The organism is Pantoea sp. CTOTU46764, from assembly GCF_031974595.1.
Classification (GTDB): domain Bacteria; phylum Pseudomonadota; class Gammaproteobacteria; order Enterobacterales; family Enterobacteriaceae; genus Pantoea; species Pantoea trifolii.
The window spans coordinates 1-11,986 of the sequence record NZ_DALYOQ010000048.1; the positions used below are offsets into that span (position 1 = coordinate 1).

9 protein-coding genes are annotated in these 11,986 nt (G+C 48.4%); 7 read left to right on the forward strand and 2 right to left on the reverse strand.

From position 1 onward, the window contains the following. Nucleotides 1-84: 84 nt before the first annotated feature. A complete protein-coding gene (locus tag RTM06_RS15430; protein ID WP_256698991.1) occupies nt 85-978 on the reverse strand; it encodes an ABC transporter six-transmembrane domain-containing protein in 894 nt (297 codons plus the stop codon). Between the two features lie 94 nt (nt 979-1,072). On the opposite strand from RTM06_RS15430, the gene RTM06_RS15435 reads away from it, so the two are divergent. The 6 genes from RTM06_RS15435 to RTM06_RS15460 all read left to right on the forward strand — a co-directional run bounded on the left by RTM06_RS15435 (nt 1,073) and on the right by RTM06_RS15460 (nt 10,450). Further along, nucleotides 1,073-1,645 carry a TetR/AcrR family transcriptional regulator gene (locus RTM06_RS15435; protein WP_312183350.1) on the forward strand — a complete coding sequence of 191 codons (573 nt, stop codon included), beginning with the start codon at nt 1,073-1,075 and terminating at the stop codon, nt 1,643-1,645. A gap of 495 nt (nt 1,646-2,140) precedes the next feature. Continuing rightward, nucleotides 2,141-3,289: an autotransporter strand-loop-strand O-heptosyltransferase gene (locus tag RTM06_RS15440; protein WP_256699158.1), complete on the forward strand. Its 1,149-nt coding sequence runs from the start codon at nt 2,141-2,143 to the stop codon at nt 3,287-3,289. Between the two features lie 63 nt (nt 3,290-3,352). Next, the gene (locus RTM06_RS15445; RefSeq protein WP_312183352.1) at nt 3,353-6,595 is read left to right on the forward strand and encodes an AIDA repeat-containing protein; all 3,243 of its coding nucleotides are present in this window, start codon (nt 3,353-3,355) and stop codon (nt 6,593-6,595) included. Between the two features lie 416 nt (nt 6,596-7,011). Continuing rightward, complete coding sequence (locus tag RTM06_RS15450) at nt 7,012-8,247, forward strand: oligosaccharide flippase family protein (RefSeq protein ID WP_256698994.1); 1,236 nt, start codon at nt 7,012-7,014, stop codon at nt 8,245-8,247. Between the two features lie 5 nt (nt 8,248-8,252). After that, entirely contained in the window at nt 8,253-9,122 is an 870-nt protein-coding gene (locus RTM06_RS15455; RefSeq protein WP_293792436.1) for an ATP-grasp fold amidoligase family protein, read from the forward strand. 248 nt (nt 9,123-9,370) lie between these two features. Continuing rightward, a complete protein-coding gene (locus RTM06_RS15460; RefSeq protein ID WP_312183394.1) occupies nt 9,371-10,450 on the forward strand; it encodes a mechanosensitive ion channel domain-containing protein in 1,080 nt (359 codons plus the stop codon). On the opposite strand, the gene RTM06_RS15465 is transcribed toward RTM06_RS15460, so the two are convergent. Beyond that, a complete protein-coding gene (locus RTM06_RS15465) occupies nt 10,431-10,979 on the reverse strand; it encodes a GNAT family N-acetyltransferase (RefSeq protein ID WP_265301819.1) in 549 nt (182 codons plus the stop codon). The two genes, RTM06_RS15460 and RTM06_RS15465, sit on opposite strands and share 20 nt — an antisense overlap. 544 nt (nt 10,980-11,523) lie before the next feature. Here RTM06_RS15465 and RTM06_RS15470 point away from each other — a divergent pair. Beyond that, on the forward strand, nt 11,524-11,985 hold the full coding sequence (locus RTM06_RS15470) for an OsmC family protein (RefSeq protein ID WP_312183356.1): 462 nt from the start codon (nt 11,524-11,526) through the stop codon (nt 11,983-11,985). The last annotated feature ends 1 nt before the right edge of the window (nt 11,986 follow it).

The window sequence follows — 11,986 nt, forward strand, 5'->3', positions numbered from 1 at the left end:
CCCGTTCGACGCCGAAATATGTCTTGCCAGATAACTGGCAAGACGGTATCTACGGGATCGAGCGGTTGCCGTCCTTCAGCGGCTTCAGATAGGATCAGTCTTCACCCTTTTCCCTATATCTTTCAGCTGGGAATATTTCTCCAGCAGTTGGGGCCCATCATCAAGGCTCATCGCGAACATCCAGAGATAAGTCATGACGGAATAAATATGGCCGGCATCGGTCCCACCGCGTAAAGCCATGGCGAAAATGGTCATGGCAAACAATACAGCGGTGACCGCGCCAATCGAAAGATATCCCATCGCTTCGCGATCGGACAGGCGGATACGCAGCCCCGCCAACACCCGATAATGTCTGCTCAAAGAGGCCACCGGGGCACTGCTGACAAAGCCCACTTCTTTTTCAAGCCGACCATTAAGCCGGAAAAATAGGGCCTCATTTTTATTGGTGTAACCTGGCAGAAAAAACGAAAAGAACACTAAAACGGCCAGGCAGGCGATGCCCGACCAGAATTCAATCGCCAGCAACATTAACGCCGCCCCGGTGATAGAAGCCAGGGAAGTAATCAACACTGGCAGATGTTTTTCAAAGAAGTCGACGAACTCCCTTGAAAGCGCAACACGGGCGGCGATGGTTGAATGACTGTGATTTTCCCGACGCTGGGCCACGATAACCGGCACCGCCAGTTCAGCATAAATTCGCGCGAAAGTGCGCGTATCAAGGCTGCGCCTGGCGGCACCAATCACCCACATGGTAAAAACCATCAGGGCATAAAATACGGCATGCCATGCCTTACCTGCGACGATAGCATTGATGGCAAAACCGGCCAGCAATGGATAAAGCAGATAGGTCACGTTTTCGGCGATAACCAGCAATAAGGTAAAGAAAAGCTTTCTGTAATGACGGCGTCCAATGTTTTTAAGGGTATTAACCGCGCTGCCGGTAACGTTGACCGGTTCAATAATTTCATGCGTTTGCATAGGATCAATTTCTGTTAATATTAATTTGAGCGAATGCTCAAATTCTGATAAGAAGTCTATTTGAGCAACTGCTCAAAGTCAACGGAGCCGCAATATGAAAGAAACCAGGGAAGCGTTAAAAGCGCGCATATTGGAGGGCGCTGCCGCGCTATTCATAGAGAAAGGTATCGAGAACGTTTCAACGCGCGAACTCACCGAAAGGCTATCAATCTCCCGTAGCCATATTTATTATTATTTCAGCGACTGGCAGACGCTATGCATCGAAGCTCTGACAAGGTATTTGCAGAACGAGCTGGATGACTTTTCGCGATCCATTGAATCAACGCTACCTGCTGACAAACTCAATACTGCCATTGAAAACTATTTGCCGGATGCCCCGGACGCCGTCTGGCAGCTTTACGGCTCACTCTGGCAGATGGCGGGGCGCGATAAAGCCTTTGCTGATCTAGCAGAGTTGTTTATTAATAAGTGGACCCATTTCATCACCACCATCGTTGAGGAAGGGATTGCTCAAGGTATTTACCGGCCTGTTAAAAGCGGACGTTTTACACGCCAGCTCGGCGCCATGCTTAACGGCTATGCCGACAGCCTGATGATCAGTCCTAGTCCGGCCAAACATCGTGAAGCTGTTGAGGATATTCAGGCGTTTATTCGACTGACGCTTTAAGGGGTTTTAGGTGAGTGGATTGGCAGGTCAGATGCATACTTATTAGCCTGCCAAAAGTGATCCTATATTGTCCTTAAGCTTCTCTGAACATCTCATCTACGTGTGTTTTTTTAACCCCTCTAATTTTCAAACTGTTATCACTTCCGTTAACAAAAAACCATTTTCCAGTGGCGCACAGAAATCATTGCAGGCCTGCTTCAATGCCCGAAACAAAGGTGCAGATGATTAGTTTTTTTCACTCTAAATAATTACTAAACAGTTCCGATAACCATCCTCAAGAACAACACCAGTAAGAAAATTCTTATTTCCCAAGGCGGGTTATCTATGAATCAGACCATCTCATCTCCGGCTTGTGGCCTGCACTCGATGCGCTCCGTGCGCTCAGTTTTAATCAGAGGCTGAGCCATGACTCAAAATCCCCCTCTGCAGGTCGCTGCCCATAACGCCCTTTCAAAGGTTCAGGAGACGACACAATATCCTTTCGTTAGTGCACCCATGCTTCCAAGCCGGGAGGGACCGGCAGGCATTCGTTACGACTTTAACGATGGTGCCCGTGTCTTGCTGCCGGAAGGCCGCTGGCGCGTTGCGCTCATAGATGAGGATTCAGGCAATATTCTGTTCCACTGCGAATCCAGCGCAGGCTGGGTGACGTCTGCTAAAAAGTATTACATCCGCTTTCGCATTCGGGTCTGGCGTGGTGATGAGACCTCACCTCTACTGGATGAAGTGCTGTCGCTCAGGGACCAGCATGTGTTGATTTCATTTCCAGTCGGCACACTGGGTGACCTGCTAGGGTGGTTCCATTACGCCGAACGCTTTCGCACTCAACATGGATGCAGACTTGAGTGCAGTATGGCGCCCAACATCATCACACTACTGGAAGGCCAGTACCCCGACATTCGTTTTTCGACTCCTGCAGAGGCGGCGTGCGCGCCTTATGCCACTTACCGCATCGGTTTATTTTTTGGCGGGAACGATACCCATCAACCACTCGATTTTCGTCAGACCGGTTTTCACCGTATCGCCGGGCACATTCTGGGCGTCGACCATCGGGAAGAAGCGCCTCGGCTTAATCTCAGCGCCCCGCGAACGATCGCCGAGCCCTACGTCTGTATTGGTGTGCAGTCAACCTGCCAGGCCAAATTCTGGAACAACGGCCGCGGCTGGGCCGAGGTGGTAACACACCTTAAAACGCTGGGCTACCGAGTCCTTTGCATTGATCGCGACCCAACGACAGGCCACGGTTTTGTCTGGAATCACATCCCTTACGGTGCGGAAGACTTCACCGGCAACCTTCCGCTGCAGGACCGAGTGGATCTGCTGACACACGCGAGCTTCTTTATTGGCCTATCCAGCGGCCTCTCATGGCTTGCCTGGGCGTCGCAGATTCCCGTGGTGCTGATCAGCGGCTTCACGCTGCCAGGCGCTGAGTTCTTCACCCCCTGGCGGGTGTTCAGCAGCCATGGCTGCAGCGGATGCTGGGACAGCATGCATGAAAAATTCGATCACCAGGACTACTTCTGGTGTCCCCGTCACAAGGGAACTGATCGACAGTTCGAGTGCACCCGGCTTATCACCGGTAGACAAGTAAATGGCGTGATTGACCGTCTCGACGCGCAAATCCGTGGAAATCAAAAAACGTAACTAAACCACCCATGCGTAATCGACATTTACTCGCAGGGAACAAAACTTATAAGAGGCAGGGACATGAATAAGGCTTACAGAATTGTCTGGAGCGCTGCGCGCCAGGCGTGGGTTGTTGCGTCAGAACGTGCTGGATGCGGTGGGCGACCACCGATGGCCGTGAAGCGCATCGTCGGCACACTCCTCCTGATGGGAATGGCAGGTACTGCCGCCGCTACGACCTATGATGGCACGACAGTGAGCTCGGGTAGCTTAACGCTGAATAACGGAGACATTGCCAACAATATCTCGGTGATCAGCGGTGGAAACCTGAACGTGAACAACGGCGGGTTGGTGACCAGCAGTAACGTAGGTAACGGCGTAAACCTTTCCAACATTGTTGTTTCCAGCGGAGGCAGCGCAGTTTCTACTATTGTCAACTCTTCAGGCAGACAGTACGTAAACAGCGGCGGCAGCGCCACCGGTACCATCCTGAATGGTGGTTCTGAAATCATTTATGTTGGTGCGCATGTTTCGGGCTCCACTGTTAATAGCCGTGCACAGCAGGAAGTTTATGGCAACGTGACATCGACTACCGTTAATAACGGTGGCTCCCTTCTGGTTCTTGGCGGGACAACACAGTCGACCCACGTGACATCCGGTGGTCTTGAGTACGTTATCAGTGGAACAAGTGAATCTGCGCTCATTGATGCTTGGGGGAACCAGACTATTTACTCCGGAGCCAATGCGGTGTCAGCGGTCATTGCAGGCGGGACGCAGCGGGTCAGCGGCTCGGCAATCGATACCACAGTGAAGTCAGGCGGGGTCCAGTACGTCAGTAGCGGCGGTTCCTCCACCGGTACAATTATTGAAGCAAATGCTTCTCAGGGCATCTACGGCACCGCCACCTCCACTCAGGTGAACTCGGGCGGTGCTGAGTATGTTTACAGTGGCGGCAGCGCAAGCCTCACCACCGTTAAAGACGCTGCTTACATGCAAATTTTTACTGGTGGGTCAGCCTCACAGGCAACCATTAATTCAGGTGGCACCCTTTATGCTTTCGAGGGTGCTAACGCGACAGATCTGGTCATTAATGCCGGCGGCCGTCTCAATACTTTCACCGGTGCTACATTAAGCGGCACAAACGCGCTGGGCGAATTTTCGATCATCTCAGGCCATGCTAAAAACGTGCTGCTTGAGAACAACGGCTCATTAACCGTAGACGCCACGGATTCTTCAGAGAGTACCATTATTAATCAGGGCGGCGCCGAGTACGTGAACGGCAGCGCTTCCGGCAGTGTGGTAAATAATGGTGGTGTGCAACGCGTAATGGCTGGAGGCACGGCCAATGGTACAACTGCCAATGCCGGTGGTGAGCAGCAGGTTTACGGTACCGCTATTTCAACGACGGTTAACTCCGGTGGCGCACTTTCCGTGTTTGACGGCGGCGTCGCAAAACAGGCGATGATTAATAGCGGCGGTTTTTTGTCGGTCAACAGTGGAGGAACCGCGACAGATACCACCGTTCAGGCTGGCGGACTGCTGAATATAGCTGATGGAGGAATTCTGACACTTGCCGACAATCATTTTGTGAACAACGGTACGACAGCTTACGATACCGCCAGCGACATGTCCCTGGATACTAATCTGTCTGGTACCGGTCAGTTGACTAAGAACGGAAGCGGCACGCTGACGCTCGGTGGCACCCTTGCTCAGTCGCAGGTGAATCTGAATGCCGGTTCGCTGATTATGGATGGTTTGCAGGCCACCACTGACATAGTGGCGATCTCCGGCACATCACTATCTCTGGTGAACAGTGCCAGCCTGACGGGTATCATCGACCCGACCGATGTCAACATCGACAGCAGCAGTACCTGGAATATTACGGGCGACTCGTTGGTTGACACGCTGACCAATGCCGGCAGCATTGTTTTTGCCGCACCTCAGGGTACGTTCACTCCTCGCACGCTCACCGTGACCAGTCTTGTTGGCAATGGGGGGACCATTACCCTGAATACCGTTGCAGGCAACAGCAGTTCACCTACCGATAAATTGATCATTGATGGCGGTCAGGCGACGGGCAGCACAAGTCTGCGAGTGCTAAACCGCGGCGGACTTGGTGCACAAACCACTGGAAACGGGATCAACCTGGTCAGTGCGATTAACGGCGCAACAACAGATTCAGGAGCCTTCAGTCTTAACCAGCCGCTGGTAGCAGGCGCCTATTCCTACAGTCTTTACCGAAATGCCGATCAGAGTTGGTATCTGACCTCCCAGCAAATCAGTACCTCAACACCTGCCACGCCTGCAACACCTGCAACGCCAGGCACACCGGATCAGGACAGCGGAACAGGTACGCCGGTCAGTAACACAGTCAACTACCGTGATGGCATGTGGAGCTATGCTGCACTTCCTGCTCTTTCGTTCGATTATGACCGCCTGGTTGCAGGCACCGCCGATACACGTTTCCATTATGCCCAGGACAGCCGTATGTGGGGCCGCGTGGTGGCAGGTCAGTTGCGTCACGACAATAATGGCAGCCTGACTGGCGGCGGGGTTCCGGAAAGCAGCGGCGCTTATAGCTTCCTGCAAATTGGCGGCGACCTCTGGCAGTTCTCGGGATCCACTGCCGACTGGCGTGCCGGTATTTACGGTGCAACCGGGTTGATGCGCAGTGACGTCTGGCGTGATGGTGGGAAAAGTGAAGCGGGCACCGATCGTGATACCGTCTACACGGGTGGCGCCTATCTTTCAGGTCAGAGCCATGAAGGATTGCGTTTGGATGGCCTGTTGCAGGTAAGCCATCACAGCATTTCCACGGCCTCCAATGACGGCACGCGGTTGTCGACATCAGGCACCGGTTGGCTTGCTTCGGCACAGGCTGGACAGGCGTTCATGCTGACTCCTACCCTGTCGCTTGAGCCACAACTGCAATACACCATCCAGGGCATTTCACTGGATAATGCACAGGACGATGCCGCATCACTGGACTGGTCTGACAGTCGCCGCCAGTCCGTTCAGGCGGGATTGAGGATCGGTGCTCCTCTGAACAGCCCGGCGAAAGTGCTCTGGTGGGTCACACCTTCACTGACACAGTCTTTTGGTGGCCATAGCAACGTATCAGCCTCTGTGCAGGGCGTTTCAGATTCAACGGCTTCATTCCGCACTGACCTTTCAGGCACCAGTATCGGCCTGAACGGTGGCGTAAACGCGCAAATACGTGAGAATGTTAAGCTCGGCGTACAAGGTGGATATTCCGAAGCGCTTCACGGTGGAGAGTCTGGCGGCTTCTACGGTCTGGTCAATCTGGGCTATTCATTCCGCTAAGCGGCAATACAGTGCCGGGCATAGCTGCCCGGCGCTTCTTGTTTATATACTCCGCAGTTCCACCGTATTAGTAAATATCGTCTGCAGGCTTCATCAGGAAGTATTGGCGCTATTAAAAACGATCATCGTCACATTATCCATAGTCGAATAGCATTAAATAATGGACTCATTATTTGAGAAAGCACGTCATTAATCTGATTAATCAAAAAACCCTTCACTAATTCAATTTCAGCAGCCACACTGTCAACCAAATTAATCAAGTATAAATAAATAATATGACATTGAGTGTGGCTTATATATGACCATGCTGCAATAAAACATAACATTAACGCATATAGCAAAAAAGTTTCATATTGGGATGATTCATTACACGCGTTGAACATCATCAATACTGCTATAGATATGAGAAACGAGCAATGTACTCTAACTCAATATGGATCATGTTAGAAAAGTCGGTCAATATCATCGGGCTTATCTATATCAATGCACTGATGGCAAAATACATTGGCCCTGAAGACTTTGGTAAGATCAACATTTCGACTTCTCTATTTATATTTGTGCAAACGCTGTCGTGGTTTGGTGGTCAGAACATCCTGTTTAAGCGCATGAGTGAAAATACTAAGTCAGGAATTGCGTTAGCGATGCACACGCAAAATCAACGGCGTATTTTCTTCCTGCTGTCATCAAGCTCAGTGTTGATCTATCTCTATTTTTTCACCGACATCATTGTGTTTTTATTTGGTGTGGCCAACGGTATTGCTACGTACTATATCGTGATGGACTTCTTTTCCATCTACAATAACACCCAGTTAAAATCAAAAATCAACACCATCACTAATGTGATTGGCTTATCTGTTGCTCTGGTGATTCGGTTCTATATTTCACACTTTAAACTGCCAGTGTACTGCTTCACCCTGCCGATTATTCTCATCCCGCTGATACCTTACATCTTGCGTCTCCTCTATTTTAACTACACCACAAAAGTACACAACAATCGTAAGGGCGCCGGTGTGTATAACCGGCATATGCTGTTTACCGGAGGAGCGCTGATTCTGTCGAGTCTATCTGCGGACATCTACACGCAGATATCGAGTATTTTTCTGGCAAAAATTCTCTCTTACTCAAACCTGGGCGTTTATAGCGTCGCGTTAACCATAGGAGGTGCCTGGTCATTTATCGTGCTGGCATTAATAACAAGCTTCTTCTCAAAGATCTACAGCGAAAAAGATCAAATCACCGTTGAAATGCTGCTGATTAAAATCAATCGCATTGTCATCCTGTTTTCGCTTATTGCCTTAGGTGGATTCTATATTTTTGGTGCTTACTTTATCCATTTATTGTATGGCGATAAGTATATGGATTCGGTAAATATCATTCCCATTATTATCATTGGCACGATGTTCTCTGCATTAGGCACAATTTGTTATCGCTATATGATAAAAGAGTCCGGATACAGTTACCTGGCTAAAAAGATGTTTTTATGCTGTGTCTTAACCATACCGCTATCCTGGCTAATGATTAATTCTTACGGGATTAATGGGGCTGCATACTGTTTTTTGATCGTTGAGATTTTGTCTTGCACTTTACTCAATTACTTTTTCAGAAATAAAACAATCATCAAAATGCATCTTAACATTTTCAAACTGAGATAATTTTAATGAAAATGATAAAACACACAGTCAAATCCGCATTAAAAATCAGCGCTCACATGTACCCAGAATTTTGCGCAAAAACTCACTACTACATTAAGTTCAAGAAAAAGCTGAACTTAACCAACCCAATCAATTTCAATGAAAAAATTCAGTGGCTTAAATTTAATGAATTAAAAGGTGACATTTATACGTTGTGCGCAGATAAGTATAAGGTGCGGGAGTATGTTACAGCGAAAGGGTGTGGTGAAATACTTAACCAACTCTATGGCGTGTATGATGATCCGCAGGACATTGACTACCGCGCATTACCCGATAAGTTTGCCCTCAAGTGTAACCATGGCGCAGGCTATAACATAATTTGTGACAACAAAGCTTCACTGGACATTGATAAAACCAACAAGCAACTCAATAAGTGGTTGAAGCAGGATTTCTCATCCCATTTCATTGAACCGCAGTATAAGAAAATAGACCGAAAAATATTATGCGAAAAATATATTGAGAATGAGCGCGGAGGTTTTCCAGAGGATTACAAATTTTACTGTTTCAATGGAAAACCTTATGCGGTGATGGTTTGCATGGAGCGAGAAAACGGCAAACCTAAGTTCTATTATTTTGACATGAACTGGAACCCGCTTCCCTTTGAAGATACTGTTGAATTAATCAATGCCAACAGTTATCCGAAAATGCCCGAAGGTTTCCATGAAATGAAAGAATATGCGGTTAAACTGGCATCGGATTTTAAATTTGTCCGCGCTGATTTTTACCTTCTCAATGGTAACGTTATTTTTGGTGAATTGACCTTCACACCGTCTGCCGGGCTCGATGTTACGTTGCAGGAAGCCGATGCTATTTTGGGCAGTCAGCTAAAGTTATAGCGTTGAAAGTGACTGATTTGCCAGTTTTCACAATAGGTGCGCATGAATGCGCACCCTACAAAATCCCCGCCAATCCATCGTAGGGTCGCCATTAATGGCGACTGATGCCCACCTGACAACCAAGCCTGCCACAGCGTCTATACTGATAAGCGTAAAGAAATAATCTGCAGATAACCGATTAAAGAATGGTTACTGAATTTTTAACTTATCTGACAACCTTGGTTGTTGGCTTAATAAAAGGGAAAGTAATGCCATTATTATTTGATGAGTTATCGGGTGCGCCAACTTGGGTGCCTGCTGTGTTACTTGTCACGCTCTCACTCGCAGTGGGTTTTCTGGCGCGATTTATCCTGCTCAGATTTATTCGCTACTGGCAGAATCGTGACAGAAAACTGTTCAAATCACTGGAAAAGCATCTGCGTGGTTCGATGTTTCTGTTTATACCTTTGCTGTTAATCAGTACAGGGCTTAATTCTGTTAATATCCAGCCTGGCTCCCTGAGCTTTATCACGACCACCATTAATATATTTATTATTCTATCCTTCTGCTCTGTGATAATTCGATTGATTAACGTGGCGCAGGATATGCTGTTCATTCGCTATGATATTAATCTCTCAAATAACCTTCGCGCGCGAAAAATCCGCACGCAGATAATGTATGTGAAAAAAGTCGCAATCGTCGTACTGGTGACGTTGTGTCTTTCACTGATTCTCCTTAGTTTCCCTGGCGTGCGAAAATTCGGCACCACCATTCTCGCCGGTGCTGGCGTTGCCGGTATTATCATTGGCTTTGCGCTGCAGAAGTCGCTGGTTAACTTGTTTGCCGGTATTCAGATTGCCTTTACGCAACCCATAAAAATTGATGATGCCGTGGTAGTGGAAAATGAATGGGGCTGGATTGAAGAGATCAACCTGACGTATGTGGTGGTTCGTATCTGGGACCTGCGCCGTCTGGTTCTGCCCATTACCTACTTTACCGAAAATGCCTTCCAGAACTGGACGCGCAATAACGCCCAAATATTAGGTTCGGTGTTTCTTTACCTCGATTACTCCATGCCACTCGATCCTCTGCGCAAGCATTTTGAAAAAGTCCTTAGTGAAACCAAACTTTGGGATCAACAAACTCAGGTGCTACAGGTTACGGATACCACCGATAAAACCATGACCATCAGACTATTAATGACGGCGCAAAATTCCCCCACCGCCTGGGATTTACGCTGTTACGTGCGGGAAAAGATGATTGAGTTTATTCAGCAAAATTATCCGCAGAGTCTTCCTCATGTGCGGGCGACATTTACTGACGCCGGGTTTAGAGAGGCGAGTCAATAAAGTTCTCGTGGGAAATCTTATATAGCACATGCTTAGCCAGCGCGTGATCGGCAGGTAATGCGGGATGGAGAAAGGTAGTTTTTTTCTGCATCCCCAATCGCTTCATCAGATTCTCAGATGGCGTGTTATGAATGCTGGTAAACGAAACGACCTCGGGAAGATGCAAAACATCAAACGCATAAGCCAGCGATGCTTCGGCGGCTTCTTTGGCAATTCCCTGCCCCCAGAATTTTTTATTAATTCGCCAGCCAATTTCCGTGCAGGGTGAAAAGTCGAAGCGATCTGGCTGATGTGCTAAACCCACACTACCGACAAATTCGCCGGAGTCTTTCATTTCAACGGCCCAAAAACCCCAACCCTGGTTTGATAGAATCATATCCATGAATCTTGCAACGACGTTGTCGCTTTCCTGGCGACTCAGCGCTTTTGGGAAATACTTCATTACTTCAGGATCGGCGTTGAGTTCGGCAAAAGGTTGTAAATCCTTTTCCTGCCACTGTCGGAGGATCAGGCGGTTTGTCTCTAACATTTTAAATTTACCCTAAAACCCTAACGATTCCCTGATTTTACCTAATAGCGCCTCGAAAATTCCATCTGCATCGATGAAAATCAGAACTTGCAGGTGGCGGTGTGAATTGTTTGGGTTCAGGGAATAAATTAGAGCAACCTGAAAGGCTCAGAACTACGGGGATTAACAAGGCGCTAAAATACTTCATATAATATCCTTATTTAACATTAAACCTAATAACAGCAATATAAAAGTGAAGTTAAACCAATATGGAAAGGAATACTCTTTTGATAAATACGAAAAGAGTTATCGGCAATATTGTCTGTAACTTTATTTTTTATGCGTTTATTGTTGTCTAGCGGAAAGTTGCATAATGAGGGTTTGCGGCACAGGTTTGATTCCTGGTCGCCATGAATGGCGACCCTACAATGGTTTGACGGGATTTTCGTAGGGTCGCCATTTATGGTGACCGAAAATCACCGTGACTGGCGTTTTCCAGCTTCGAGCGTACATTAAGAGGGGCGCCATTAATGGCGGCCCTACGATTTAAAAAGGAGCTTTTAACATGGCAGCAAAGGAGCACCATTATCAGGTCACAGTGCGCTGGACCGGCAACCGTGGTAAAGGCAACGCATCTTATACCGCTTATGACCGCAACGCGGAACTGATTGCCGCTGGCAAAGAGACGGTTGCACTGAGCGCCGATCCGGCGTTTCGCGGGGATGCGGCGCGCTGGAATCCGGAAGAGTTATTGCTGGCTTCGGCCTCGGCATGCCACAAATTGTGGTATCTGCATCTCTGTTCTGATGCCGGAATTGTGGTGGAAGCTTATGAAGATGCGGCGGAAGGTACAATGATTGAAGGCACGCGCGGGCGATTCACGCAAATCACTCTCAAACCGCGTATTGCGCTGCGCGATCCGGCGGACGCGGACCGCGCGCGTGAATTGCATCATCAGGCTCACGAAGCCTGCTTTATTGCTAACTCGCTTAACTTTCCGGTGAACTGCGAACCCGAGTTCGTGTGAT